General features: G+C 64.5%; 24 protein-coding genes and 1 pseudogene. 5 read left to right on the top strand and 20 right to left on the bottom strand.

Annotated features, from left to right (window positions below; all coding sequences use genetic code 11):
- Positions 1–120 precede the first annotated feature (120 nt).
- The 3 genes from COCCU_RS02075 to COCCU_RS02065 form a co-directional block, all read right to left on the bottom strand.
- On the bottom strand, positions 121–852 hold the full coding sequence (locus tag COCCU_RS02075; RefSeq protein ID WP_156229941.1) for a DUF6226 family protein: 732 nt from the start codon (positions 850–852) through the stop codon (positions 121–123).
- 41 nt (positions 853–893) lie between these two features.
- Positions 894–2,117, bottom strand: coding sequence for a YkvI family membrane protein (locus COCCU_RS02070; RefSeq protein WP_156229940.1), 1,224 nt, complete (start codon positions 2,115–2,117; stop codon positions 894–896).
- A gap of 211 nt (positions 2,118–2,328) precedes the next feature.
- Entirely contained in the window at positions 2,329–3,624 is a 1,296-nt protein-coding gene (locus COCCU_RS02065) for a YkvI family membrane protein (RefSeq protein WP_231598829.1), read from the bottom strand.
- Between the two features lie 205 nt (positions 3,625–3,829).
- Here COCCU_RS02065 and COCCU_RS02060 point away from each other — a divergent pair, with 205 nt between their 5' ends.
- Together COCCU_RS02060 and menE are read left to right on the top strand one after the other, a co-directional pair.
- Positions 3,830–4,264, top strand: coding sequence for a DoxX family protein (locus COCCU_RS02060; protein ID WP_156229939.1), 435 nt, complete (start codon positions 3,830–3,832; stop codon positions 4,262–4,264).
- A gap of 151 nt (positions 4,265–4,415) precedes the next feature.
- Positions 4,416–5,546, top strand: a complete 1,131-nt coding sequence (gene menE / locus COCCU_RS02055; protein WP_156229938.1) for an o-succinylbenzoate--CoA ligase — start codon at positions 4,416–4,418, stop codon at positions 5,544–5,546.
- Here the strand turns inward: menE and COCCU_RS02050 are convergent.
- Entirely contained in the window at positions 5,543–6,409 is an 867-nt protein-coding gene (locus COCCU_RS02050; RefSeq protein WP_156232512.1) for a glycosyltransferase, read from the bottom strand. The genes menE and COCCU_RS02050 overlap by 4 nt on opposite strands.
- A gap of 277 nt (positions 6,410–6,686) precedes the next feature.
- On the opposite strand from COCCU_RS02050, the gene COCCU_RS02045 reads away from it, so the two are divergent.
- The gene (locus COCCU_RS02045; RefSeq protein ID WP_156229937.1) at positions 6,687–7,592 is read left to right on the top strand and encodes a 1,4-dihydroxy-2-naphthoate polyprenyltransferase; all 906 of its coding nucleotides are present in this window, start codon (positions 6,687–6,689) and stop codon (positions 7,590–7,592) included.
- Positions 7,593–7,604: 12 nt separating this feature from the next.
- Positions 7,605–8,564: an AEC family transporter gene (locus COCCU_RS02040; RefSeq protein WP_156229936.1), complete on the top strand. Its 960-nt coding sequence runs from the start codon at positions 7,605–7,607 to the stop codon at positions 8,562–8,564.
- A 99-nt stretch (positions 8,565–8,663) separates the two neighbouring features.
- Here the strand turns inward: COCCU_RS02040 and COCCU_RS02035 are convergent, their stop codons facing one another.
- Positions 8,664–8,969, bottom strand: a complete 306-nt coding sequence (locus COCCU_RS02035; protein WP_156232510.1) for a DUF4229 domain-containing protein — start codon at positions 8,967–8,969, stop codon at positions 8,664–8,666.
- A 143-nt stretch (positions 8,970–9,112) separates the two neighbouring features.
- Here COCCU_RS02035 and COCCU_RS02030 point away from each other — a divergent pair.
- Positions 9,113–9,367, top strand: a pseudogene (locus COCCU_RS02030) (hypothetical protein); the annotation flags it as partial.
- A gap of 233 nt (positions 9,368–9,600) precedes the next feature.
- Here COCCU_RS02030 and rfbA read toward each other — a convergent pair.
- The 15 genes from rfbA to COCCU_RS01955 form a co-directional block, all read right to left on the bottom strand.
- Positions 9,601–10,479 (bottom strand): glucose-1-phosphate thymidylyltransferase RfbA, encoded by an 879-nt coding sequence (gene rfbA / locus COCCU_RS02025; protein ID WP_156229935.1) that lies wholly within the window; start codon positions 10,477–10,479, stop codon positions 9,601–9,603.
- Positions 10,476–11,090, bottom strand: coding sequence for a dTDP-4-dehydrorhamnose 3,5-epimerase (gene rfbC / locus COCCU_RS02020; protein WP_156229934.1), 615 nt, complete (start codon positions 11,088–11,090; stop codon positions 10,476–10,478). Before rfbC ends, rfbA begins: the two co-directional genes overlap by 4 nt.
- A gap of 10 nt (positions 11,091–11,100) precedes the next feature.
- Entirely contained in the window at positions 11,101–12,108 is a 1,008-nt protein-coding gene (gene rfbB / locus COCCU_RS02015) for a dTDP-glucose 4,6-dehydratase (protein WP_156229933.1), read from the bottom strand.
- On the bottom strand, positions 12,109–12,396 hold the full coding sequence (locus tag COCCU_RS02010; RefSeq protein ID WP_156229932.1) for a helix-turn-helix domain-containing protein: 288 nt from the start codon (positions 12,394–12,396) through the stop codon (positions 12,109–12,111).
- Positions 12,397–12,593: 197 nt separating this feature from the next.
- Positions 12,594–13,091 carry a hypothetical protein gene (locus COCCU_RS02005; protein ID WP_156229931.1) on the bottom strand — a complete coding sequence of 166 codons (498 nt, stop codon included), beginning with the start codon at positions 13,089–13,091 and terminating at the stop codon, positions 12,594–12,596.
- Between the two features lie 214 nt (positions 13,092–13,305).
- Positions 13,306–13,872, bottom strand: a complete 567-nt coding sequence (locus COCCU_RS02000; protein ID WP_156229930.1) for a hypothetical protein — start codon at positions 13,870–13,872, stop codon at positions 13,306–13,308.
- Positions 13,873–14,123: 251 nt separating this feature from the next.
- The gene (ccsB, locus tag COCCU_RS01995) at positions 14,124–15,176 is read right to left on the bottom strand and encodes a c-type cytochrome biogenesis protein CcsB (protein ID WP_156229929.1); all 1,053 of its coding nucleotides are present in this window, start codon (positions 15,174–15,176) and stop codon (positions 14,124–14,126) included.
- Between the two features lie 270 nt (positions 15,177–15,446).
- Positions 15,447–17,090, bottom strand: a complete 1,644-nt coding sequence (locus COCCU_RS01990) for a cytochrome c biogenesis protein ResB (RefSeq protein WP_156229928.1) — start codon at positions 17,088–17,090, stop codon at positions 15,447–15,449.
- Positions 17,091–17,199: 109 nt separating this feature from the next.
- A complete protein-coding gene (locus COCCU_RS01985) occupies positions 17,200–18,018 on the bottom strand; it encodes a cytochrome c biogenesis CcdA family protein (RefSeq protein WP_156229927.1) in 819 nt (272 codons plus the stop codon).
- Positions 18,015–18,620, bottom strand: a complete 606-nt coding sequence (locus COCCU_RS01980) for a TlpA family protein disulfide reductase (RefSeq protein ID WP_156232508.1) — start codon at positions 18,618–18,620, stop codon at positions 18,015–18,017. The genes COCCU_RS01985 and COCCU_RS01980 overlap by 4 nt, the downstream gene beginning before the upstream one ends.
- A 13-nt stretch (positions 18,621–18,633) precedes the next feature.
- Positions 18,634–19,242, bottom strand: coding sequence for a histidine phosphatase family protein (locus tag COCCU_RS01975; RefSeq protein ID WP_156229926.1), 609 nt, complete (start codon positions 19,240–19,242; stop codon positions 18,634–18,636).
- Positions 19,243–19,263: 21 nt separating this feature from the next.
- Positions 19,264–20,601: a glutamate-1-semialdehyde 2,1-aminomutase gene (gene hemL / locus COCCU_RS01970; RefSeq protein WP_197088410.1), complete on the bottom strand. Its 1,338-nt coding sequence runs from the start codon at positions 20,599–20,601 to the stop codon at positions 19,264–19,266.
- An 82-nt stretch (positions 20,602–20,683) separates the two neighbouring features.
- On the bottom strand, positions 20,684–22,063 hold the full coding sequence (locus tag COCCU_RS01965) for a protoporphyrinogen oxidase (protein ID WP_156229925.1): 1,380 nt from the start codon (positions 22,061–22,063) through the stop codon (positions 20,684–20,686).
- Positions 22,064–22,082: 19 nt separating this feature from the next.
- Positions 22,083–23,159 carry a uroporphyrinogen decarboxylase gene (hemE, locus tag COCCU_RS01960; protein ID WP_156229924.1) on the bottom strand — a complete coding sequence of 359 codons (1,077 nt, stop codon included), beginning with the start codon at positions 23,157–23,159 and terminating at the stop codon, positions 22,083–22,085.
- Between the two features lie 119 nt (positions 23,160–23,278).
- Positions 23,279–25,864, bottom strand: a complete 2,586-nt coding sequence (locus tag COCCU_RS01955) for a heavy metal translocating P-type ATPase (RefSeq protein ID WP_231598828.1) — start codon at positions 25,862–25,864, stop codon at positions 23,279–23,281.
- Between the last annotated feature and the right edge of the window lies 1 nt (position 25,865).

Here is a 25,865-nt window from a genome sequence, read left to right as displayed (position 1 = left end):
ACCTCCGGCGCAGCCTGGCCTGCCCAGAAATGACACCTTCGCCCCGAGGATGATGCCGCGCGCGAGGACTCCAACACCGCCTGATCCAGAACCGCTTATCGATGCCCCTGCCCAAACTCTTCAGTGCCGGAACCCCCGGGGTGCTTTCAGCAGCACCCTGGAGGTCCAGCCGGGCAACCAGGGCCCGGCAACAAGCTTGACAGGGGTGCTGCCCTGCCCCCGTACGGTGCGGCCAGGGCTGCGGGATTCCGCCCCGAAGGAGGTGCGGAGGCTGGCGGAGCGGGGCTCGACGCTGGCGATCACGGAGCCGTCAATCACCGAGAAGATGGCCTTGTCGATCATCTCCAGCAGATCATCTGAACCGGAGTCGCAGGCATCACAGGCGCAGTCCGGTGCCTCACTGAGCTTGAGTGCCGGTTGCCCTGCCCAGACCTCCAGGCAGGGGGCGTGGCCAGTGTCGAAGATGAAGTACTCATATTTGAGCACCAGGGGTTGGGCACCCAGTTCCCCGCGCCGGGGAGACACATTCAGCACTGCTCTGCCCGGTCCGGGATGCGTTTCCTTGAGCGAGGCCACCGCCTTGCGCTCCTGCAGCACCTTCACCCAGGCCGCTCCCCTGGCCTGGGTCAGCGCATAGCGCCCCGGGTCCAGGCAGCGCTCATATTCCTCGTCTTCGGGATTGCGGCGAGCAAAGGGGACATCCGGATCCAGGTGGGGATCCGGCCAGCCGGGGGTATCAGACCCGGTCACAGTGAAGGCCTCGGCGACCTCCCTGAGCAGGCTCAAGGCCGCAGCGGAAAGCTGGTTCCCGGGAGCTGTGTATTCATTGTGGCGTTCCCACCAGGGTGTCATGTCACCTGAGCCTATCCCCCTTGGTGACCCGGGAGGGTGCCTTAAACTTCGTGGCCCTCGCGGTGGGCTCTTTCGATTTCCTCCCGGGGCAGGTTGGAGGCCTCCACCTCGGCTTTGAATTCCGCTTCCTCCCGGGGTGCCATCTTTCCACCGGCACGGAGTCCCAGCAGCACCATGAGGCGGGCACGTCGCCCGGATTCCGCCCGGATCTGACTGTGACCCCGGAACCAGGCCCAGGTCATCACGGCGATCAGCAGCAGGCCGATGTATCCCAGCACCGGGTAGACATAGGCCACCAGGGTCTGGAAGCCGATGAAGCTGAGGACAAAACCGATGATGGTGACCCCGATATAGACCACCCTGAAACGGTCCGGGTTCTTGGCGGTGAGGCGCTTGCCCAGGGCGTAGAACATGCCCAGCGCGGTGTTGAAGATCATCCCGTAGATGACCACCGCCATCGCCTGGCCCAGCCAGGGATTGAGCTGGTTGATGATGGTCAGCATCGGCAGGGCGTCAGTGCCCACACTCTCCACGGCGGCGAAGAGGGTCAGCGCACTGACCAGCAGCATGAGGGAGTAGAGCAGGCCACCGACCATGCCGCCGATACCGGCCCAACGGGGGTTGAACATGCTGCCGCCGATGACGATCGCCATGGACACCGCCACCATGAGGTTGAAACCGACGGAGTTGACCGCCGCCACGGTCCAGTGCGGCAGGGTGGTGTCCACGGTGGCCTTGGCCGCGGCGTCGAGACGCGCGACGTCGACATCCGCGGTGAACAGGGTGTACACCGAGGCAATCAGGATGAAGGCCAGGATGAAGGGGGTGATGGCACCGATCACGGCGGTGACCTTGTCCACGTCCAGCATGCCGGCGGCCAGGACCAGGAGGAGCATGATGATCGCGCCCACCCAGATCGGCAGCCCCCACTGCTGCTGCATATTGGACCCTGCCCCGGCGAACATGACGAAGCCGGTGGAGAAGAGGGTGATCACCACACCGATGTCGAGGATGCGGGAGAAGACCGGGTGGGAGACCCGTTTGAATACCTCACCGTGCTCCCCCGCGCGGAAGTAGCTGCCCAGCTGCAGGATGATCATGGCCATCAGGGTCATGACCAGTCCGGAGAGGACCGCTCCCCAGATCCCCTGGATACCGAAAGCCACGAAGTATTGGAGCACCTCCTGTCCGGAGGCGAAGCCGGCACCGACGACGATGCCGACGAAGGCCATGGCGATCTTGAGGATCTGCATGATTTTGCCCATCAGGGAACCTCTTCTCAGTTTTTCTTCTCGCGGGTCCGGCGGACCGCTGTGTACTGCCTGGGAAAGAAGTTACCTGTTAGATCCATCACCACGCGAGTTGGCCACGCCTCTTTGGAGAAATGACATGATTCAGGCCACTTCTTTACCCCTGAGGAGCGAATCCGTGGCCGGTGTCTCAGGGGCAGGGGAATCCCAGAGGCCAAGGGGGGAGTTAGATCTTGCGTTCCGCGTAGTGGGCCGGCTCAGCGTCCCGCCCCCTGTGGCGGGGGCGGGGGCGAGTACCTTCACCCTGGTGGTCCTCGCGGTGGGCTCGTTCGATGTCCTCCTGGGGCAGGTTGGAGGCTGCCACCTCGGCTTTGAGCTCCTGTTCCTCGGCGGGCTTGAGCTGGCCGGCTTCGCGCAGCCCGAGGAGCACCATGAGGCGGGCGCGGCGCCCGGATTCCGCCTTGATGTGGCGATGGCCGCGGAACCAGCCGTAGATCATCACGGCGATCAGGAGGAGGCCGATGTAACCGAGTACCGGGTAGACATAGGCGACCAGGGTCTGGAAGCCGATGAAGCTGAGGACGAAACCGATCAGGGTGACGGTGATGTAGACGACCTTGAAACGGTCCGGGTTCTTGGCGGTGAGGCGTTTGCCCAGGGCGTAGAACATGCCCAGCGCGGTGTTGAAGATCATCCCGTAGATGACCACCGCCATCGCCTGGCCCAGCCAGGGGTGGATCTGGTTGACGATGGTGAGCATCGGCATCGCATCGGTGCCCACCTTATCCACGGCGGCGAAGAGGGTCAGGCTGGTGACCACGAGAATGAAGACATAGCCGATGCCGCCGACCAGTCCACCGAGGCCGGCGAGGCGGGGGTTGAACATGCTGCCGCCGATGACGATCGCCATGGACACCGCCACCATGAGGTTGAAACCGACGGAGTTGACCGCCGCCACCGTCCAGTGCGGCAGGGTGGTGTCCACGGTTTCCCTGGCCACGGCATCAAGCTGTGCGGAATCAATGTCGGTGGTGGCCAGCGTGTAGGCCGAGGCAATCAGCACGAAGGCCAGGATGAAAGGGGTGATGGCACCGATCACGGCAGTGACCTTGTCCACGTCCAGCATCCCGGCGGCCAGGACCAGAACCACCATGAGGATCGCACCCACCCAGAGGGGAAGCCCCCACTGCTGCTGCATATTTGAACCAGCCCCCGCGAACATGACGAAGCCCACCGAGAAGAGGGTGAGGATCACGCCGAAGTCGAGGACGCGGGAGAAGATCGGGTAGGAGACCCGTTTGAACACCTCACCATGCTCCCCCGCGCGGTAATAGCTGCCCAACTGCAGGATGATCACGGCCAGGAACATCATGATGGCACCAGAGAGAACCGCTCCCCAGATCCCCTTGATGCCGAAAGCCACGAAGTACTGGAGCATTTCCTGGCCGGAGGCGAAACCGGCGCCGACGACGACACCGATGAACGCCATGGCGATCTTGAGTACCTGCATCACATTTCCCATGGGACCTCTTCTCAGATCTTTTTCTGCGGCCAGGGTGGCCAGTTTTCAGGATTCATGAAGACCCATAAAAGAAGATAGCTGTAACCCATGTCACAACATCAGGTATTTATGACTTATTTTAAAAAAGATCCGCCAGCCACCTCCCAGACCCCCTTGCGAATCCACTAGTTGACACGACACCAACTTAATTACTATGTTAATTGACATGTCAAACATCAAAGAGATTGCGCTACTGCTTTCCCGTGTCCTGCTCGGTGTCATCCTGATCGCCCACGGCTGGGACAAGTTCCAGATCACCGGCCTGGAAGGCATCTCCGGCTACTTCGACTCCATCGGCATCCCGGCCGCCAGTGTCGCCGCCCCCGTCGTCGCCCTCATCGAGATCATCGGTGGCGCCCTCCTGATCCTCGGCCTCTTCACCCCTATCGTCGGGATTGTGATCACCTTGGTCATGGCCGGTGCCGCCATCTTCGCCCACCTGCCCTACGGCATCTTCGTCGGCAACGGCGGCTGGGAACTGGTCGGCGCCATCTCCGCCGGCACCATCGCCCTGGCCGCCCTGGGTGCCGGCCGCTACAGCATGGACACCCTCATCAGTGCCCGACGCAGCTCCACCCAGCAGGAAGCAACCTTCGCCTAATCCCCCCCCCCAGCACCCCTGGGATGCCCTGAAATCCAGTCCCCCGGGAACCTCTCTCAACCCCGCGTGGTGCCGACCATTCCCCAGGTCGGCACCCCGCTCCGCTATTTCCACCCCGGAAATACCCCGGGCCGGGATTAGACTCAGGGACATGGCTGCCCGCATCCTTGAACCCCTCCCGGTCGACCCCGCCAACCCCACCGCCATTCTCACTGACCTGGAGGAGGCGATCGCCGGGCAACGCTGCCTCCTGCCGGTCCCCCTGCATGACCGCTCCCGCACCCAGCTGCTGCGCGACACCCAGCACGTGGGCCGCCCCATCGACGGCTCCATCGCCCTGGTGATGGCCACCTCAGGATCCACCGGCACCCCCAAGGGAGCCCAGCTCACCGCCCGCAACCTGGTCAGCTCAGCGGATGCCACCCACCACTACCTCGGCGGGGAGGGACAGTGGCTGCTGCCCATGCCCGCCCACCACATCGCCGGCATCCAGGTGCTCATCCGTTCCCTGATCGCCGGGGTCGAACCCCTGGCTCTGGACCTCAGCAATGGTTTCCAGATCCCCGCCTTCCTCGCCGCCACCCGCGAACTGGCCGAGACCGGGGACCGCCTCTACACCTCACTGGCCCCGATGCAGCTCGCCAAAGCCATGGACACCCTCGAAGGCATTGAGGCCCTGAGGCTTTTCGACGCCCTCCTGATCGGCGGTGCCGCCCTGAACCCCCAGACCCGGCGCGCCGCCGAGGAACTGGGCATCAAGATCGTGACCACCTACGGCTCCTCCGAGACCGCCGGGGGTTGTGTCTATGACGGCCATCCCCTTCCCGGTGCCCGGATGAAGGTGCGCAATGGGCGGATCCACCTGGGTGGGCCGATGATCGCCCAGGGTTATCGCAATCTTCCCGATCATGAGGCCTTCGCTGAACCCGGCTGGTTCGCCACCTCTGATACGGGGGAACTGCAGGAGGGGGTGCTCAAGGTGCAGGGGCGGCTGGATTCGGTGATCGATTCCGGGGGTCTCAAGCTCCACCCGGAGGTGCTGGAGCAGGCCCTCCTGGGGGTTCCGGGGGTCACCGGGGCCTGTGTGGTCGGGATCCCCCATCCTCGGCTGGGGCAAGCCATCGTCGCCGCCTATTCGGGTGGTGCCACCCCGGAGCAGGTGATCGAGGGGTTGGATGAGCTGCCGCGCTGGCAGCTGCCGAAGGAGCTGCGTCATCTGGATGAGCTGCCCTTGATCGGGCCGGGCAAGGTGGATCGCCGGGGCGTCGAGAAGCTCTTCTAGTCCTCCCGGTCATGCGCGCCCAGCAGGAGGTCCATGTCCTCCTGGGTGTAGACCCGCCTGATCTGCTCATCATTGCCACCCATGAGGGTGTTGCCAACCACCAGGGCCCCCACCTGGGTGGTGGGCACCACCGCAAAGTGGCGGGGTTGGGCGTAGACCTGCCGGATGGGGTGTCCGGACCGTAGCGCGCAGGCATGCAGCCAGACATCATCGGCCCGGGGGGAGAGCCCGGTGAACACATCCCCCTGCGCCACCACATAGTCGATGAAGCTCGCCGGGTACATCACCCCGGAGACCCCGGTGGCGAAATGCAGCACCGATGCCGCGCAGGTGTCCGCGGCGGTCCATTTCGTGTAGGGCAGCATCTTACCCTCCCGCAGTTCAATGCGGTGGGCCCGGTAGGCGATCACCGCGTCCAGGCGCAGATCCCCGATGAACAACAGACGCTGCAGGAACCATTCCGGGTAGATCATGTCATCATCGACGGTGACCACCCTGGTCCCGCTGCCGGCCACCTCACGAAACTGACCCCAGTACTTGGTGTGTGGGCCATAATCCCCATCGGAACAGCGCACCTGAAGGCCACGTGTGACCAGGCGGCGCAGTGTCACCGGCCACTCAGCCTCATAATCGGCCCGATCCAGCCAGAGCACCACCGGGGCCTTTTCATGACCCCGGAAGATGGATTCCAGGGTGTAGTGCACCCGGTTGATCCGGTTGCCGTGGGAGGTCAGGGAGATGATGACCTCACCCTCCCGCGGCACCCGGGAACGGCTGAGACGGTTCGCCAGGGCCAGGGGGATCATCCGGAGCAGGGTCAGGAAGAAACTCGCGAACTGTCCCACGGCATAACCGATCCACACGTTGTTCTTTCCCACCTGATCTTCTCGACATCGATTCGCTTGTCTGCACCGTCCCTACTTGAGGAGGCGGCCATAACTCCCCCGACCCTATAACCCCGATCCGCAGGGGGACACTTCGGCGCGGAAAGTTGCCGGATCTTCGCCTTTGGGACGTGATAATCACATCATCCCTTTGGATTGTTCTCAGTGGATTCCGGGTTGACCTGGGGCCACCACCATCAGGGGGTACCCACCCTCGACTCCCCCTCCCCAGCCACCGTGGGGAAGAATAGGGATTATGTCTGAGCCCCTCACCACCACCCCGCAGCCCCGAGCCACCCTCCGGGACTGGCTCACCGGAGCCCGCCCACAGACCTGGGCCAACGCCTTCTCCCCTGTCCTGGTCGGTTCCGGTGTCGCTGCCTTCCATGACGGATTCAGCTGGTGGCGTGCCCTGCTGGCCCTGGTGGTCGCCTGGGCGCTGATCGTCGGCGTGAACTACGCCAACGACTACTCCGATGGTATCCGCGGCACCGATGAGGACCGCACCGGGCCGCTGCGGCTGACCGGTTCCGGTCTGGCCCGGCCCGGGCAGGTCAAGGCCGCCGCCTTCCTCTCCTTCGGTCTCGCCGGTATCGCCGGCATCGCACTCAGTCTGGCGAGCGCCTGGTGGTTCATCATCATCGGTGCCATCTGCATCCTCGGTGCCTGGTTCTACACCGGTGGCAAAAACCCCTATGGCTACCGCGGCCTGGGAGAGGTGGCGGTGTTCATCTTCTTCGGTCTGGTCGCCGTCATGGGCACCGAGTTCACCCAGCGGGGTGCGGTCAGCTGGCAGGGACTGGTCGCCGCCATCGCCATCGGCTCCATCTCCGCCTCGGTGAACCTGGCCAACAATATCCGCGACATCCCCTCCGATGAGGAGGCCGGCAAGATCACCCTGGCGGTACGTCTGGGTGACCGCAACTCCCGGATCCTCTACCGGGTGCTGCTCTGCATGCCCTTCCTGGCTTCCGTGGTCCTGGCCTTCGCCACCATCCCGGCACTGATCGGCCTGATCCTCTTCCCGCTGGCCATCAAGGGTGCCTCCCCCATCGTGCGCCTCAAGACCGGCAAGGACCTGATCCCGGTGATCGGGGCCACCGGAAAGACCATGCTGGCCTGGTCTGTCCTGACCACCGTCGCCCTGGTCCTCGGGCTCTAGGGAGGCGGGACCATGCTCGGCATCATCACCGGATTCGCCATCATCCTGTCGATCATCTTCATCGGCTTCCTGCTCTCTGCAAAGGGCATCATCCAGGGGGAGAAACAGCGGCTGGTGCTCAACCGGGTGGCCTTCTACGCCGCCACCCCCGCCCTGCTCTTCAACGTGGTGGCCACCTCCGACCCGGCCGAGCTCTTCTCCCCGGTGATCGGGGTGATCTTCCTGGCCACCGCCCTGACCGCCCTGCTCTTCTGCGTCATCTCCGTGATCTTCTTCAAACGCGATATCCCCACCACCGCGATGGGGGCCTCAGCCGCCGCCTACGTCAACTCCAACAATATCGGCCTGCCCGTCAGCATCTACGTCCTGGGCACCGGCGCTTATGTTGCCCCCGTCCTGGTGCTCCAACTGGTGGTCTTCACCCCGCTGATGCTCGCCGCCCTCTCCGTCAGCGGTGGTGCCAGTGGACTCAGTGATGACGGCAAGCGACACAGCTCCCGCCGCAAGATTCTGCACGTGATCAAGAACTCCCTCTTCAGCCCCATCGTGCTCGGCTCCGTCGCCGGCCTGGTGGTCTGCCTGATGCAGTGGGAGGTCCCCGCACCGGTGATGGCCCCCTTCGAGATCCTCGGCGGTGCCTCCATCCCCATGATCCTGCTCAGCTTCGGCGCCTCCCTCACCACCACCAGGGTGCTCAACTCCACCGCGGACCGCGCCTCGGTCCTGACCGCCACCACCATCAAACTGGTGGGCATGCCCCTGATCGCCCTGGGGCTGGGACTGGCTCTGCGGCTGGACACCGACGCCCTCTACGCCGCCGTCATCCTGGCGGCACTGCCCACCGCGCAGAATGTCTACAACTACGCCGCCACCTACCGCAAGGGGGAGGTCGTCGCCCGGGACTCGGTATTCCTCACCACCTTCGCCGCCCTCCCGGCGATGCTGGTGATCGCACTGCTCTTCGGACGCTAAAAACCCCGCCGCACCACCAGCTGGCGGGGACGGGGGTTTCAGATATCAGGGCGTGTCAGATACCAGGGGTGTGGCCGAGGGGGAAAGCCGAAAAGCGACTCAGCGCTCCGCAAGCTCTTGGGCGACCCAGGCCTTATGGGCCTTACGCTGGGCACTTAGCTCCGCAACCGTTTCCGTGGCCTCGGTGCGCAGCCCCGCGAAGAGCAACATGGACAGCGGGAAAGCCACGATCAACGCCAGCAGCGCCGACATCACCAGCGGCACCGGGGCGCCGATCAGAATCGCCGCGCCATGGATGACCACCGTGAGAAGCAGGAAGAGACCCAGCCGGGCCAGACCATATTTCAGCAGGGCCCGGTTACGCTTCTTCTTCAGCGCCGGATCCTGCTGCGGGGCCTCATTCAGCTGCTGGGGGGCGGAGTTTTCGGCTGGGGTGGCTACGGACTCCGGCACACTGTTCTGATCGGGGAAATCTGGGGTGCTCACCCCTCCGACCCTACTTCAGAAGCAGCCAAACCCGTACTCTGGATAGATAAGAAGGAGGAGACATGGGACGAGTACTACTGCTGATCCTGATCATTGTGGCCGTGGTGCTGCTCTGGAAGGCCTTCGGCCCCAAAAGCTGGAAGAAGAACCAGCTCAAGGGCCAGGCACCGCCCCGCGAGATCAAGGGTCCTGATGATGACGAGGAATTCCTCTGGAGCCTCGAGAAGGACCGCTTCAAGCAGCGCCGTGCCCGAGAGGAAGCGGCCCGCGAAGAAGCCGAGCGAATGAAACGTGCCCAGGAGCGCTATCAGGCCCCACCTGGTGCCGCCCCGGGCGGTTCAGTGCGAGGAGCTGCGGAAGGCACTCTGGGGCCGCAGGGCTCCACTGAGGGGCCACCCTCAGCCGGCGGCGGTGGCGGTGGCAGCACCCCTGCCGACGGCACCCCGGAAGGGCCAGAAGAACCAGAAGGTGGGCAGCGCAAGAAATAACCGGACCTGACCCACCAACCAGGGCAACCTGAAAATCAGGGTGGGCCACATGGTTTCACAACCTAGCGTGCCGGCCGTTCCCGCCGGAGGGTGTCCAAGAGATAATCCCCGTAACCGGAAGCCTTCAGCGCCGCCGCGCGGGCACAGAGCTGTTCATCATTGATATAGCCCATCCGCCAGGCCACCTCCTCCGGGGAGCCGATCTTCAACCCCTGACGCTGCTCAATGGTGCGGACGAAATCAGCCGCCGCCATGAGCAGGTCCACGGTCCCGGTATCCAGCCAGGCAGTACCACGTGGCAGCACCTCCACCTGCAGTTTCCCGCGGCGCAGGTATTCATTGTTGATGTCGGTGATCTCCAGCTCACCCCGGGCGGAGGGGGTGAGGGAACGGGCGATGTCAATGACCTCATTGTCATAGAAATACAGACCCGGCACCGCATAATTGGAACTGGGTTCCGCCGGTTTCTCCGCCAGGGAGAGAGCCTGCCCCTGCTCATCGAAGTCCACCACCCCATAAGCCTCCGGATTGGACACCCAGTAGGCGAAGATGGCCCCACCCTCAGGTTCGGTGTAGCGCCGCAGCTGAGTTCCCAGGCCCGCGCCATAGAAAATATTGTCACCGAGCACCAGCGCCACGGAGTCCTCACCGATATGCTCGGCGCCGAGAATGAATGCCTCCGCCAGGCCCCGGGGAGCATCCTGTTCCACATAGCTCAAGGCGATGCCGAACTGGGAGCCATCACCCAGCAGTCTTTCGAATTGGCCCCGATCCTCAGGGGTGGTGATGACCAGGATATCGGTGATACCGGCCAGCATCAGCGTGGACAACGGATAGTAGATCATCGGTTTGTCATAGACTGGGACCAGCTGTTTGGAGATGCCGTAGGTGATCGGGCGGAGACGGGATCCGGTGCCACCGGCCAGGATGATCCCCTTCACTCCCCCGCTCCTTCATTGGCGATGACCCAACCATCCCGCAGCAAATTCTCAAAGGCACGACACTCATCAAACTCCGGCAGTAACGCCTTCTGCAGGGAAGGGGCCTTCTGATCCTTCTCGGAGAGGAGATAGTCCATGTCCGGCCAGTCGATACCCAGCTCCGCATCAAAAGGATCAATGGCGTGCTCCACCCCGGGCAGATACTCGGAGCTGGTCAGGTAGGCCACAGTTGAGTCCTCCAGAGCGAGAAAACCGTGGGCGAAACCCACCGGAATATACAACCCCTCCCGGTTCTCCGCGCTCAGCTCCACCGCGATATGCCGCCCGAAGGTCTCCGAACCGCGGCGCACATCCACCGCCACATCCAGAATCCGGCCAGCCACACAGGAGATGAACTTCGCCTGCCCCGGCGGCACCTCCGCATAGTGCAGGCCCCGCAACACCCCCGCCGTTGAGGTGGAGAGATTGGCCTGCTGCAGATCGAAGGGATAACCGGTGGCTTCCTCGAAGGCCGAGGCCTTGAACCATTCATTGAAGACACCCCGGGAATCCGGGTGAATCTTCGGGCGGGAATGCAGGACACCGGGCAGTTGCTCTATTTCATGCAGCATGCCCCCGATCCTACTTGGGCAGCTGTACTTCGCGGCGTCGATAAGCACTTTCTGTGGCCTCGCGGGCCCTTTCCCACCACCCGGGGTTCCCCCGGTACCATTCCACGGTCTCACGCAACCCGGCGCGGAAGTCGCGGTGCCGCGGCTCCCAACCCAGGGCCAGGGTGGAGCTCGCATCGATCGCGTATCGACGATCGTGTCCGGGGCGGTCCGTGACATGGAGGAAGGCCCCCGGCTCCCGGCCGAAAACACGGTTCAGTTCGGCCACCACCGCCAGGTTGTCGTGCTCCCCATCCGCGCCGATCAGATAGGTCTGACCGATCTCACCCTTCTCGATGATGGTCCACACCGCATCATTGTGATCATCCACGTGGATCCAGTCCCGCACATTCTCACCCGTGCCGTAGACCCGGGGTTCCTCACCGGCCAGGAGATTAAGGATCTGGCGGGGAATGAACTTCTCGGGATGCTGGCGTGGGCCGTAGTTATTGGAGCAGTTGGAGATGGTGGCCCGGAGCCCATGGGACCGGACGAAGGCGCGGACGAAATGATCACTGGCCGCCTTGGACGCCGAATAGGGCGAGCTGGGGTTGTAGGGGGTGTCCGGGGTGAAGCGCGCCGGGTCATCCAGGGCCAGATCGCCGAAGACCTCATCGGTGGAGATGTGGTGGAAGCGCACATCATGCCTGGTGGCCGCGTTGATCAGCACCACGGTGCCCTCCACATTGCTGCGGGTGAAGGCCAGGGGGTTGTGCAGGGAGTTGTCATTGTGGCTCTCTGCGGCGAAGTGGACCACCAGATCCGCCTCAGCCATCAGCTCATCCACCAGTTCCACATCACAGACATCCCCCTCCACCAGGCGGCAACGTTGCGGGTCCAGTCCGGCCAGGTTCTCCGGGTTAGCGGCATAGGTCATGGCGTCGAGCACCACGACCTGGGTGTCGGGGCGGGTGCTCAGGGTGCGGTGGACGAAGTTGGAGCCGATGAAACCGGCACCCCCGGTGACCAGGATGCGCACTCAGGCCAGCTCCCCCGGGGCCTGATCTTCCTTCGGCCCATCCGTGTTCTCGATGAGCTTCAGCTCCATGTCGAGGGCGGCGGCCACCGAGACGATCTTCTCCCAGCGCACCCCGGCACCCCCATGTTCAATGGTGTGCAGGGTGGAGCGGGAGACACCTGCCTGATCGGCCAGATCCTGCTGCAGCCGACCCAGGTTGCGGCGACGCTCCGCCAATTGCTCACCCAGGGCGAGCAGTTCGGGGACATCACCTGCGGGCTTGCCGGTTTTGCGGCGGGGACCAGACATTTAACACTCCATCATCCATCTACTTGAATCATCTGTCAGATTACGCGGTTCCCACCCCTGGCGTGGAAACCCGCAGCAGCCGAGAGTCTTCCCCCTTGAGCCCCCGCCTGAAAGATACTGTCCCCGGTCAGGGGGCGCGCAGACCGGGGAGGGGAAGGTGTCTGGGTGGGGGCGGTTGAGACTGGGGTGGTCAGGGATCAGTAGCCGTAGTCTGCCTCAGTGAAGAAGACGATGTAGATGAACTCGCCGTCATTGCTGGCGGCCAAACCCATCGGGCCGGTGTACTCCGGATCAAGGATGCTCATCAGATCCCCGGCCGCCCAGTAGTCGGCCTGTTCCCCGGTGTACCGGATGATCTGGATGCCATTGCCCCAGTCGTCATATCCCTCGGTGATGTAAAGATCCGAAGGGTCACGGTAGTAGGACCAGGTCTCCTCCAGGGAGAGTTCCGCGTAGTCCCGGGCGAAGCGATCCAGGTCGGCGCGACGGATGATATTTCTTGCCCTGATCCAGTCCTCATAGGCCGCGATCAGATTGGCCTGGGAGCGGTCCAGCTCGGTGGGGGCTGCTACCGAGCTGCTGCCGAAGAGCGCTGAGCTGAGATCACTGGTCTGGGCGGTGGCGGTGGTGGTGCCGGAGAGGGCAAGTGCGGCGAGGGCTAGGAGGGAAATGGAGAACTTCCTTATGTGTTTCATGTCACATATCCTAGTTCTAATGAAAATTTTTCCCAGCTCAAGAGAACAGGTATGACCAGAGGGGGCGACCCCCCTTTACCCCCATATCCACCTAAGAGTCCGAGGATGCCCCCTGGGGGGGAAACGACGGTCCAGTGGCGCTGCGACCAGGACCGTCGACAGCGCCTGCACCCCCCAGGCTCTACCCCTGGAGGGTTATGACCAGCGGCAAGGATCAGACCCGGGCCAGGTCCGGATAATTCTCGCTGTAATCAAAGACCAGGGAAGCGTAGATATAGTCGCCGATGCGTTCCATCGCGAAACCGGTGGGAACCCCGTCCTCGGCGGGGATCTCATCCACCAGCCCCCGCTGCGCCCACTCCTCGGCCTCCTCCAGATCGAAGCGGGCGATCTGTACGAAGGCGCCGCCCGGATCGCCGATGACGGCGATCTCGATACCGACGACATCCTCCTGATAGTTCCATTCCGCTTCAGGTGCGCCAGCCACGTATTCCGCGGCGATCGCATCCAGGTCAGCGCGGCGGGGGATCTCATTGAATGCGATCCACTCCTCATGGGCCGCGCGCAGACGCTCCTCCACCGGGACCTCCTCGGACACCTCCCCCGGTGTCAGGGTGATGGCGGGGCCACCATCCTGGGGAGCTGAAACAACCTGCTGTACCCCCGGGGTTCCGGCGGGCTGGTCATCTGCCAGGGTGCGGGCGGAAGCGACCGAGGCGCCGGAGACCACCAGCGCGAGCATGGTCACCACGGAAAGGGAGGCTCTCGTATTGTGTCGCATGCCACAAGGGTATGTAGCACGGATCACTTATTCCTAATACTTGGGGACAGGTGTGACCAGTCAGGGACATCCGGGGGTGATTTTGAGCTAAACGGACATTATTGTCAGGTGGCCTGACTTCTTTTTCACAAGCCTCAGGCAACCCAGCACAAGGGGGCCCTCCCCAAAGGTGGAGGGCCCAAAAACACTTCACAGAAAATACTGCGGTGCTCGCCCAGGTGTGGAATCTGGACTGCTCACACCTCAGGGGCCTAGTTCAGGCCAGCGTAGGAGTGCAGGCCGGCGACCACGATATTGATGAAGAAGAGATTGAAGATCATCGCCGCCAACGCCAGGACGTTGATCCAGGCGGCCTTGGAGTCACGCCAGCCGGCCGTGGCCCGGGCGTGCAGGTAAGCGGCGTAGAGGATCCAGGTGACGAAGGACATGGTCTCCTTCGGGTCCCAGCCCCAGAAGCGACCCCAGGCAGCTTCCGCCCAGATGGCGCCGAGCACCACGCCCAGGCCGAAGACCGGCAGGGCGATGATGGCGGTCTTGTAGGCCACGCCATCTAGGACCTTGGCGGAGGGCAGCGGGCGGACCACAGCGCCGAAGAAACCGTGCTCCTTACCCTTGGGCTGCCACATGCGCAGCAGGTACAGCAGGGAGGCGATTCCGGAGACCATGCCGATGGCACCACCGATGGAGACGGTGGAGACGTGGATGGGGAACCAGTAGGACTGCAGTGCCGGAACAACCGGGGCAGCTTCGGCATAGAGCTTGCCGCCACCGTAGAACAGCAGTGCCAGCATGGGGGTCAGCACCCAGGGCCACATCCCGCGCCACTCTCGACGCTGGAAGACGATGGCGGAGGCGATCATCGTGAAACCGGTGATGATCAGCACATACTCATAGAGGTTGCCGAAGGGGAAACGTTCGGTGGCCAAGCCGCGCAGCACGATGCTGACCACATGGACGATGATGCCCAGCCAGACCAGCGACTGGACCATGCCCGCCAACTTATCGGACTTGAGCTCGCGAAGGTTCAGTTCCTCCTCGCTCGGCAGTTCCCGGGCGATACCCGCCTTATCCTTCGGATCCCCACCATCCACCGAGTCGCTACCGCCGGTGGCTGCGCCCTCAACACCTGCGCCGACACTGATCAGTTCCTTCTCGGCCAGACGTTCGCGCTCCCGGCGGGCATCAAGGATCCCGGAGAGCTTGATGTACTGGAAGATCGAGATCACCAGCGCCAGGAGATAGATGAAGAAGGTGGTGATGAAGGCTGTGTCAGAAAACGACGCGAGGGTCTGGTTGACAGGCATGGCAGGTGGACACCCTATCCAATTTCAATGTGTGAGAAGTTCCGGCCCGATAATGGGCACCATTGAAGGACAATACCCCCGAAGCGGTGGGAAACTCAATGTGGGAGAGCCTCATCATCATTCGAAAGATTGATAGGTTTTCATCCTAAAGCTTGATGGCGGGCAGGGAAAGGCGCCGTGGGAGGATCTTCCTCCCACGGCGCCTTCACCCTCTCCCCGTTGGGGCAGCTGGAAAGAAAACCGCCCCCCTGGTGGTTTCAGCCCCTGAAGCTAGCGGCTGCCCCCGGAGGCACCGCTCCCGGCGTCCTCCTCCTCATCGAGGTCATCCGGATCCGGCAGGCCGAGCAGCTTGCGGTGGACCACCTCATATTCCTCACCCCAGCCCGCCCGGTCGGTGCGCGCCAGGCCGGCGGTCTCGATATGGGTGCCACCGTCCGCCGCAGGGCGCAACCGCACCCAGATGCGGCGACGCTTGATGATCAGGGAGCCGACCAGGCCCACCAGCATCGCCACCGCAGAGACCAGCACCCAGACCTGGGTGGGGTCATGGCTGATCTGGTAGTTGGCGAACTCATAGGCACCATTGAAGGTGACCTTGGTGCCGTCATCCAGGGTGACGGAGTCACCCTCCATGAGGTTGACACGTTCGATCTTCTGCAGCTGGCCGCTGTGGATCATGGCGCTGTCCAGGCTGAAGATCGACTGGGCCCGCCCTGTGTCCAGGCCATTGTCACCCCGGTAAATGTCGATCGCCACCGCCGGATCCCGCATCGCCGGGTAGGAGGACTGCAGCAGTTCCCCGTTCTCACCGGACCATTCCGCGGTCGGGGCAAACAGCCCCTGGATGGCCAGCTGGTTCTGACGACGCTCGAAGAGGTCGGGGTACATACCGGCCGGCGGGTCGAAGCGCAGCGCACCCGAGGAGAGGAAGTAGGTCAGGTCATCGGGGCGGAACTGCACATTCTGGGTGCGGGTTTCGCCATTGGGCCATTCCACGGTGAAGCTCGGGGCATAACCGTGACCCTGCAGGTAGACGCGGTCCCCATCCACCCGCAGCGGGCTGTTGACCCGCAGCTGGTAGTCCTCCCAGGTCTCCGGATCGCTGAGGATGTCCTCCCCGGCGGCATAGGAGATATTCGAGGTGAACATCTCGGCCTGACCATTGGGCAGGTAATCAGCGGTGAAGTCATGGGCCACGAAGCAGAAGGGGGTCAGGCCCGTGCCGTCGAAGGGGGGTCCGGCCCGGAAGGAGTCGAAGTTGGCGGTGGAGGTATTGCAGAACTCACCGCTGTGGCCCTCCTCCTGGGCGCCGGTGACCACAATGACCATGCCCTCGTAGTAGAGCATGCGGCCCAGGGCCACGGTGATCAGCATGCCCACCAGCGCGATGTGGAATACCAGGTTGAAGAACTCCCGGGCGTAACCCTTCTCCGCGGCGAAGGAGAATGCCCCGGCACGGTCCTGCTCCGCCGGGGTCTCGGAGAGATGCCAGCCCTTAAGCAGGCCGCGGACCTCGGTCGAGACTTCGGCCATGGGCTTATCGACGACCCCCTCACCGTGGTGCGGCAGCCGGGAGAGCACCTTCGGTGCCCGCACCGGTGGAGTCTTCATCGCCTTGTAGTGATCCCAGGTACGCGGCAGGATGCAGCCGATCAGGGAGAGCATCAGCAGCACGAAGATGGCGAGGAACCAGGTGGAGCTGAAGACATCGAAGAGCTGAAGACGGTCGTAGAACTCGGCGACCCGGCCGTTGTTCTCGATGTATTCGATGACATTCGTCTCGTTGAGGTTGCGCTGCGGCAGCAGTGCACCCGGGATTGCGGCGAGTGCCAGCAGGAAGAGCAGCGCCAGCGCGGTGCGCATGCTGGTCAGCCAGTTCCAGGCTCTCCTGAGGTATTTGATGACGGTCCGCATCTTGGTCGGCCCTACTCCTTGCACGGTGGGATTGAGCCCTCATCCCGGGGGTTCCGGGTTCGGTGGGCCCTTCTGAGCTGTTCTGGAAGTTTCTCTGCAGCAGGTGGTGCTAGATCAAGGTGGCCCCATACTCCACGGTCCACTGCCGGACCCAGTTGATGAAGTAGGCCCAGGCCCCGGAGGCCAGCATGATGCCGACGGCGATCATCAACCAACCGCCGATCTGCTGGATGCGGCGGGAGTGGCGGCGCAGGAAGTCCACGCCCTTCATCGCCTTGGTGGAACCAAAGGCGAGGAGGATGAAGGGCAGTCCCAGGCCGAGGCAATAACCGATGATCAGGATCATGCCACGAACCGCGGTCATGCCTTCGGTGCCCGCGGAGACCGAGATGATGGCCGCCAGGGTGGGCCCCAGGCAGGGGGTCCAGCCGAGAGCGAAGACCCCGCCCAGGAGTGGGGCGCCCAGCCAGGTGGTCCAGCGTCGGGGCTGCAGGCGGGTGTCGCGCTGCAGGCCGGGCACCATCCCCAGGAACACCAGTCCCATGAGGATGGTGATCACCCCACCTACGCGCATCAGTATCTCGGAGTTCAGGGTCAACATGCTGATTGCCCCGAAGACGGTGACGGTGGCCAGGAGAAAGACCACGGTGAAGCCGAGGATGAAGAGCCCGGCGGCAAGCGTGACCGCCCAGTTGCGTTTCCGGGCCACGCTGGGCCCGTACTCGCCTTCGTAGTTCATCTCCCCACCGACGATGCCGGTGAGGTAGCTCATGTAACCCGGGACCAGCGGAATGACGCAGGGGCTGGCGAAGGAGACCAGCCCGGCAGCCGCGGCGGCCAGAACCCCCAGCAGCAGGGGTCCGGAGACGGCCATGTCGGCGAACTGCGCGCCGATGCCGGCCTGCGCCATCACCTGGAGGGAGGTCATGCCTCCTCCGTCAGGGGCAGGGCCACGTCGAGGATGTCCTCATAGGTGATCTCCCGCAGGAAGACTGCTGCCGGGCGGTGCTGTTTGTCCAGGACAATGGTGGTGGGGATCACCGAGGTGGGGACACCACCCAGTGCCACCGCACTGCGGAACGGTGGGTCGTAGAGGGAGGGGAAGGTCAGTCCGTTGTCACTGACGAAATCCTGGGCGATGGTGCGGTTGTAGTCCCGGACGTTGATGCCGAGGATGGTGCCACCAGCTTCCTGGAGTTCCTCGTGGGCGACCTGGAGGTCATCGGATTCGCTGCGGCAGGGGGCGCACCACTGCCCCCAGGCGTTGAGCACCACAACCTGGCCGGCGTAGTCATCGAGGTTGATCTCCACACCCTCCTCCATGAGGGATTCCCCGGAGAAGTTGGGCAGTGGTTTGCGCTCTCCCTCTTCGTAGAAGATCTCGGTGTTACCGCCCGGGGAGTGGAACTCGAAGGTGCCGCCGGAGGCGACGGCGTTCTGGGTGGCGGTGTCCTCGACGCTGCAGGCCCCCAGGGCGAGAGCGCTGAGCAGCAGGGTCGCCACCATGGCGGCCGCCTTGGAAGGGAACATAGTCACGGGTGGATCAGATCTCCTGTGCAGGTTCGGTGTAGACGACATCGATGAGGTTCCTGCCCTCAAAGACCAGGGAGGTCACCGAAGCCAGGTCGCACTGCCGGGCGGCGGGATTGTGAGCCAGGGACTGGCCGCGCACGGTGCGCTGCACACAGACGATGGGCAGCTGGTGGCTGATCAGGATGGCTTCATGCCCCTCGGCCCGGGACCGCACCTCCTCAATGGTCTCCATCATGCGTTCCGCGATGTCGACGTAGTACTCACCCCAGCTGGGCAGGGTGGGGTTGATCATCAGCGGCCACCGCAGGGGGTTCCACAGCTGGCTGCGCCAACCCTTGACGTGGAGTCCCTCATACCGGTTGCCGGCCTCCAGCAGACCCTGCTCGGTGTTGATGTCGAGGCCGGTGACCTCACTGAAGGGTTGGGCGGTCTCCTGGGCGCGTTCCAGGGGGGAGGCCGCCAGGTAGGTCACGTCATGGCCGCTGAAGGCCTTGGCGGTGCGGGCTGCCTGGCTGCGGCCACGGGCGGAGAGGTGGTAGCCGGGGATCCGTCCGTAGAGGATCCTCGTCGGGTTGTGGACCTCGCCGTGGCGGACCAGATGCACAATCGTGGTGCTCATCTTCGCGTTTTCATCCATTCGCTACTGATTTTTGGGGGCGCTGGCTGCTGCGGCTGCCTTCGCGGCCGGCACCAGCGCCTGCTCGATCTTCTGGAAATCATCCTCGTTCAGGGCTGTGGACACAAACCAGGTCTCGAAGACACTCGGCGGGGCGAAGACACCGTGATCGAGCAGAGCGTGGAAGAAGGCGGGGAAACGGAAGGTCTCGGCGGCCTTCATGTCGGCGAAGTTGTGGCCCTCCCCCTCGGCGAAACGGATGGAGAACATGTTCGCGGCCCGCTGCATGTGGTGGGCCACGCCCTCCCTGCTCAGGGCCTCGGAGATCAAGGCGCTGAGGCGGTCGGCGTTGGAGTTGAGGACCTCATAGGAGGCTTCATCGGCCAGTTTCAGGGAGGCCAGACCAGCGGCGACGGCCACCGGGTTACCGGAGAGGGTGCCGGCCTGGTAGACAGGCCCTTCCGGTGCCAGGTGCGCCATGATGTCGGCCCGACCACCGAAGGCGGCGGCGGGCAGACCACCGGAGACGACCTTGCCGAAGGTGCTGAGGTCACCGGCGACCCCGTCCACGCCGTACCAGCCCTTGTAGGAGGTGCGGAAACCGGTCATGACCTCATCCAGGATGAGTAGGGCACCATCAGCGTGGGCGATCTCCTTCAGGGCGGCGTTGAAGCCTTCGACCGGGGCGACGGTGCCCATATTTCCGGCGGCGGCCTCGGTGATGATGGCGGCGATCTCACCAGGGTGCTCGGCGAAGGCGGCACGCACGGCGGCCAGGTCGTTATAGGGGACGACGATGGTGTCGGCGGCGGAGGCACCGGTGACACCCGGGGAATCCGGCAGGGCGAAGGTGGCGACCCCGGAACCGGCGGCGGCCAGCAGGGCGTCGACATGGCCGTGGTAGCAGCCCTCAAACTTCAGGATCTTGGGGCGACCGGTGAAACCGCGGGCCAGGCGGACCGCGGACATGGTGGCCTCGGTGCCCGAGTTGACCAGGCGAACCTGCTCCGCGGAGGTGCGGTCAATGATGGCCTGGGCCAGTTCCACCTCTCCGGTGGAGGGGGTGCCGAAGGAGAGTCCGGAGGTGGCGGCACGCTGTACCGCCTCGACGATCTCGGGGCGGGCGTTGCCGCTGATCATCGGCCCCCAGGAACAAACCAGGTCGACGTATTCATTGCCGTCGACATCCACCAGGGTGGAGCCGTGGGCGGAGGAGATGAAACGGGCCTGCCCCCCCACGGATCCGAAGGCCCGGACCGGGGAGTTCACTCCACCGGGGGTCACTTCGCGGGCACGGGCGAACCATTCCGCCGAACGGGAAACATTGGCGGAGGTCAGATCAGCAGCAGTCATGCGGACCATTGTACGGGGTCAACCGGGGGTATACTCCACCGCGTCTCCCGGGAAGCACCCGAATGTGTGTTAAGCCACTAACCTGGGTCGATCAGCCCACGAGACGGGCCGCGGCGGCACGCGCATCGGCGACCACCGCGGGTACCCCCACTCCCCCGGCCCAGGCGCCGGAAAGCTCGATACCGGAGACCTGCTCGAGTCCCGCGCGGGCGGCGACGACAGTGGCGAGGTGGGTCTCGTCATAGCGGGGCAGACCGCCGAACCAACGCTGAGTGTAGATCTCCCCCAGGCCGGCGGCACGGCCATCAAAACCGGTGATCTTCTGCAGATCATCCAGGGCGTGGTCGACCAGGTCATCCTCCTCCGCCCGGACCAGGGTTTCATCCCCGAAACGGCCGAAACTGGCGCGGATCAGGGCCCCACCGCGTTCCGCCAGGTGCGGCCATTTGTGGGAGGAGAAGGTGAAGGCCTTGGCGTGCACCCCGGGTTCATCCGCGGCGACCAGCACCCCGGAGTTCTGCGGCAGACCGGTGGCGGTGTCGAAACGCATGCCCACCACCACGGAACTGGCCAGCTTGATCTGTTTCAGGGCGGCCGTGGATTCCGGTGCCAGGTCACGCAGCAGGACCGCGGTGGTCGGTGCCGGGGTGGTCAGCAGCAGGCGGTCATAACTGCCCTCACCGCCACCCTTGAGGAGGAAGGCGCCCTCCTTGTCCCGGGACACCCCGGAGATGAAGGCATCAAGGTAGATATCGGCACCGGATTTCTCCGCCAGGGTCTCATAAAGTTCGGCATAACCCCCACGGAAGGTGTTGAACACCGGCCCATCCACCTTGACCCGGGCCTCCTCCACGCGGCGCACCGCGGCAGAGAGGGTCACCTTCTCCCCCTCCCCGGCCAGGGCGTCCAGTGCCTCAGCCAGCTGCGGGATGGTCGCCCGGATACCCAGGTCATCGGCGGTGCAGGAGTAGACCCCGCCGAGCAGTGCGGACACCACCCGGTCGACGACCTCACCGCCATAGCGTGCCCGCACCAGCGCACCGACATTCATGTCCCCGCCGACCTGCCAGTCGATGGCCGGCTGTTCCCCCTCGGCGTCGATACACGCCGCAGTCTCCTCGGAGACCAGCTCGCGCACCGGTTCAGCGTGGGAGGGAATACCCATCACCCCGCCAGCGGGAAGACGGTTGAGTTGCGCCCCGGAGTAAACCAGGGAACTTAAGCCCGAGGGTGCGACCAGGGAGTCCTGCAGCCCCAGGGAATGGAAGAACTCCATGGCATCAGCCCGCCGCGCCAGGAAAGCCTCAGCGCCCATGTCGGTGGGCCCAGAGGCGAAGGGCACGGTGAAGAGTTTGCCGCCGATGCGCTCCCCAGCCTCAAAAACCTCGATCTGGGCATCCGGGTCGAGGCGCGAGATCTCATAGGCAGCGGTCAACCCCGCAAGTCCGGCCCCGATGATGGCGTAGCGCATGAGCAGCTTTTTCTCCCTCTTAGTTCTCGTGGATGATGGCGACGGTCTCGGTGATGGCCTCAGCCGGGGTGTTCGGCAGCACGCCATGACCCAGGTTGAAGATATGACCGGTGGCATGACCGGCGTCAATGGCGGCGGCGGCCTCCGCCTTGATGCGGGCCACCTCCTCCTTGACCACGTCACGGCCGGCGAAGAGCATCGCCGGGTCGAGGTTGCCCTGCAGCACCTTCGGGCCGGTGGCGGCGTGGATGCGCTCAGCGGCGCGATCCAGCGGTACACGCCAGTCCACACCCATGATCTCGGAACCAGCCTCGCTCATCGCGCCGAGCAGTTCACCGGTGGCCACCCCGAAGTGGATGCGCGGCAGCTGGTACTGGGCGACCTCCTCCAGGATGCGGGTGGAATAGGGCAGCACGAACTTGCGGTAGTCACGCTCGGTGAGGAAACCCGCCCAGGAGTCGAAGAGCTGGAGGGCGTCGATACCGGCGTCGATCTGGATCTTGAGGAAGTTGATCACGGTGGGGGTCAGACGTTCCATCAGCAGATGCCAGGTCTCCGGCTCGGAGTGCATCATGGCCTTGGTGGCCTCATGGTTACGGCTCGGCCCGCCCTCGATGAGGTAGCTGGCCAGGGTGAAGGGGGCACCGGCGAAACCGATCAGGGCCTGGGAATCCTTCAGCTCATCACGGATGATGCCGATACCCTGGGCGATCTCCGGGACATCTTCATCCAGGATCGCCAGCTTCTTCACGTCCGCGGCGGTACGGATCGCCTTGTCCATCACCGGGCCCTTGCCCGGGACGATCTCCACGCCGACACCGGCCGCACGCAGCGGGACGACGATATCGGAGAAGAGGATGGCGGCGTCGACATCATGGCGACGCACCGGCTGCAGGGTGATTTCTGCGAGCAGTTCCGGCATGAAGCAGGAGTCGAGCATGGTGATTCCCTTGCGGACCTCACGGTATTCCGGCAGGGAACGGCCTGCCTGACGCATGAACCACACCGGGGTGCGTTCGGGGGTACGGCCATTTGCGGCATCAAGGATGGGGGAGTTCTTGAGCTTCCGGCGAGTTGCCGGGATTGAAGCGGTCATGTGCTCCATAGTGCCCCAAAATGCCCACATTGGGCCAATACCCGCTTTATCAGGCCCCGCACCCCCATGGTGGGACAGGGTGCCCGGCGCGGCGTGGGGAGGTGGGTGCCCCCGGTGATTCAGAAGCGCCGCGCCTGGTTGGAGCGGGTCTCGATGAGCACCGAGGCCCCCAGCATCAGCACGGTCGCCGCCATGGGATGCAGCACCCCGGCGATCGCGGCCACCATCACTGTCGCGTTATAGGCCCAGGAGAAGGTGATGTTGCGGTCGATGACCCGGATGATGCGCCGGGCCAGGCGCAACAGCTGCGGCACCGCGGACACATCCTCCCGCAGCACCACCACCTCCACCGCCGAATCATCGTCCTGACGCAGTTGTTCCAGGGTGCCGTCTGAGGCGACCAGCACCCCGACATCAGCCACCCGCAGGCACTCCGTCACCGAGTTGTCCCCCACCATGGCCACCTTCGCGCCGCGGGTGTGCACCGCCCGCACCGTCCGGGGTTTCCGGCTCGGCGCGATTCCGGCGAGGACCGCGGAGATGCCGATGCGGTCCGCGAAACGCCGGGCCACCGGGTAGGTGTCGCGGCTGAGCATCATGGTGGAGACCCCCATCATCTCCAGGTCATCCACTGCGCTGGCGGCATCAGGTTTCACCGAGTCATGCAGGGTGATCACCCCACGGTCACGGCCTTTCCAGCGCACCACCAGGGGGGTGCCCCCGGCGACGGCCGCTGCCGCCAGTCGGCCGCGGAGTTCGGACATGTTGTTCGGTCGCCAGAGGGTCGCCTCCACCTGGCGGCTGCTGATCTCCCCCTCAGCATCTTTCAGCGGCAGGGTGACCAGGCCGGTGAACTGTCCGTCTTCCCCGATCCCGGCGTGGGTGACTTCGATCCAGTGCGGGATCTCATCCCCACCGGCCCCGCTGTCCCGGGCCTCCCGGGCGGCGTGCACCAGGGCTCTGGAGACGGGGTGATCGGATTCCATGGCCAGCGCACCAGCCACCCGCAGCACCAGTTCGGGGTTTTCACCCCGTTCGGCGACGACCGTCTCCACGCTCATCTTTCCCTCGGAGAGGGTGCCCACCCGGTTGAAGATGACGGTGTCGATGCTGCTGAGCTGGCGCAGAACATTTTCATCGCGCAGCAGGATGCCATGCCTGGCCAGGGCTTCGATGCCGTGGCGGACCGCCAGGGCGGTGGACAGGGCAAGTGCGACGGGGGCAACCCCGGCCAGCACCGAGAGGGAGGTGGCGAAGGCGGCGTTGAGGTTGCCGGAGATCAGCCACCACATGCCGAAGTTGAGCACCGCGACGGTGATCGCCAGGGGGATCAGGCCGGAGGCGGTGCGGGTGGAGAGGTAGGTGGAATGGTGGTGGCGACGGGTTGCCCGGTCGATCCAGCGGCGGATCAGGGCCAGCTGGGTGCGGTGTCCGGTGCGCAGCACCCGGATCTTGAGCTGTCCTTCCAGGACGGCGCTGCCGGCATGCACCGCCGAGCTGACCTTCACCTGCCGGGGTTCCCGTTCCTTGGCGATCAGGCCCGGGCCCACCAGGGCGGTGCCCCCGATGACCCTGCCATCCACCGGGATCACCCGACCTGCGGGAACCACCACATCATCACCCTCATTGAGCTCCGTGACCGGCAGCTTCACGGCACTGGCCGCTCCCCTGCCGCGATGTCGCTCAAAAACCTCATATTCGCTTTCCAGGGGTGGCTGGTGGGCGCTGATCTCCTCCAGCAGGCCGGCCCGGGAACGTTTCGACAGGGCTCGGCCCACCAGCAGCAGCACCGTGACTCCGCAGGCCACGTCGAGGAAGAGTTCCCCGGCATCCAGTGGGGCATGCCGGAATGCGAACCAGCGGGGCTGGGACTGCCACCCGGGGGAACCGGCGGCGGTGAACACCAGCATCATGATCGACCAGAGGTAGGCGGCAAGAATCGCCACCGAACTGGCGCCGTCCAGGGCTGACATGCCCCGGCGGATCCCCCCGAGCATCGCCCGATGGAAGGGCCAGGCACCCCAGAGCACCACCGGGGTGGCGCACACCAGGGCCGCCCACTGCCAATAGGGGAACTGCCAGGCGGGGACATAGCTGAGCAGCAGTACCGGCAGGGAGAAGAGCAGACTGACCAGCAGTCGGGAGCGGGTCAGCAGGGAGCGGGCGGTGAAGAGGACCTCGGCGTTTTCCTCATCTTTGTCCTCCTTGGCCACGGCCACCCCCAGGCGGCCCGCCAACTTCGCGCGATCCAGCAGTTTCCGGTCCACCCGGGAACGCGTCCGCCGGGTGGTTCCGGAGGAAGGTGACTTCAGCTGAGCGGCGGCGCGGCGGCGCAGCGAAACATCACTGAGATGTGCGCTGACCCCCTGGCTGGCGAAGAACTCCTCCAGCACCCGGGGGTCATAACCTGCTGGGGCGGTCACCCAGGCGGTGGCCGGTTCATAGATGATCCGCGCCTGGATGCCCCGTACCGCGTTGAGCCGATCCTCCAGCCCCCTGATCTGCGGGGCGTCATCCAGGCCCGCCAGCTCAAAGGAGAAGGAGACCTTAGGTCCTTCGGCCGAGTCATGATCCTCCGGATCAACCGGGCCATCCGATTCCACGCCGGCGGCTTTCGCCGCGTCATGGGCCCGACGCAGAGCATCATCAAGGGAGTCGTCCCCGAGCATCAGGGGGCGAGGCTGCTCCGGTATTTCCCGCTCCATG

Origin of the sequence: Corynebacterium occultum, assembly GCF_009734425.1 — a bacterium.
GTDB lineage: Bacteria > Actinomycetota > Actinomycetes > Mycobacteriales > Mycobacteriaceae > Corynebacterium > Corynebacterium occultum.
Note: the sequence above shows the minus strand (reverse complement) of the source record. Positions and strands in the feature narration are given on the sequence as shown.

Bases quoted from the DNA above. Each gene is read 5' to 3' on its own strand.
- COCCU_RS02075 (WP_156229941.1), bottom strand. From the start codon at position 852: ATGACACCCTGGTGGGAACGCCACAATGAATACACAGCTCCCGGGAAC.
- COCCU_RS02070 (WP_156229940.1), bottom strand. From the start codon at position 2,117: ATGGGCAAAATCATGCAGATCCTCAAGATCGCCATGGCCTTCGTCGGC.
- COCCU_RS02065 (WP_231598829.1), bottom strand. From the start codon at position 3,624: ATGGGAAATGTGATGCAGGTACTCAAGATCGCCATGGCGTTCATCGGT.
- COCCU_RS02060 (WP_156229939.1), top strand. From the start codon at position 3,830: ATGTCAAACATCAAAGAGATTGCGCTACTGCTTTCCCGTGTCCTGCTC.
- menE (WP_156229938.1), top strand. From the start codon at position 4,416: ATGGCTGCCCGCATCCTTGAACCCCTCCCGGTCGACCCCGCCAACCCC.
- COCCU_RS02045 (WP_156229937.1), top strand. From the start codon at position 6,687: ATGTCTGAGCCCCTCACCACCACCCCGCAGCCCCGAGCCACCCTCCGG.
- COCCU_RS02040 (WP_156229936.1), top strand. From the start codon at position 7,605: ATGCTCGGCATCATCACCGGATTCGCCATCATCCTGTCGATCATCTTC.
- rfbC (WP_156229934.1), bottom strand. From the start codon at position 11,090: ATGCTGCATGAAATAGAGCAACTGCCCGGTGTCCTGCATTCCCGCCCG.
- COCCU_RS02010 (WP_156229932.1), bottom strand. From the start codon at position 12,396: ATGTCTGGTCCCCGCCGCAAAACCGGCAAGCCCGCAGGTGATGTCCCC.
- COCCU_RS02005 (WP_156229931.1), bottom strand. From the start codon at position 13,091: ATGAAACACATAAGGAAGTTCTCCATTTCCCTCCTAGCCCTCGCCGCA.
- COCCU_RS02000 (WP_156229930.1), bottom strand. From the start codon at position 13,872: ATGCGACACAATACGAGAGCCTCCCTTTCCGTGGTGACCATGCTCGCG.
- ccsB (WP_156229929.1), bottom strand. From the start codon at position 15,176: ATGCCTGTCAACCAGACCCTCGCGTCGTTTTCTGACACAGCCTTCATC.
- COCCU_RS01990 (WP_156229928.1), bottom strand. From the start codon at position 17,090: ATGCGGACCGTCATCAAATACCTCAGGAGAGCCTGGAACTGGCTGACC.
- COCCU_RS01985 (WP_156229927.1), bottom strand. From the start codon at position 18,018: ATGACCTCCCTCCAGGTGATGGCGCAGGCCGGCATCGGCGCGCAGTTC.
- COCCU_RS01980 (WP_156232508.1), bottom strand. From the start codon at position 18,620: ATGTTCCCTTCCAAGGCGGCCGCCATGGTGGCGACCCTGCTGCTCAGC.
- COCCU_RS01975 (WP_156229926.1), bottom strand. From the start codon at position 19,242: ATGAGCACCACGATTGTGCATCTGGTCCGCCACGGCGAGGTCCACAAC.
- hemL (WP_197088410.1), bottom strand. From the start codon at position 20,601: ATGGTCCGCATGACTGCTGCTGATCTGACCTCCGCCAATGTTTCCCGT.
- COCCU_RS01965 (WP_156229925.1), bottom strand. From the start codon at position 22,063: ATGCGCTACGCCATCATCGGGGCCGGACTTGCGGGGTTGACCGCTGCC.
- hemE (WP_156229924.1), bottom strand. From the start codon at position 23,159: ATGACCGCTTCAATCCCGGCAACTCGCCGGAAGCTCAAGAACTCCCCC.
- COCCU_RS01955 (WP_231598828.1), bottom strand. From the start codon at position 25,864: ATGGAGCGGGAAATACCGGAGCAGCCTCGCCCCCTGATGCTCGGGGAC.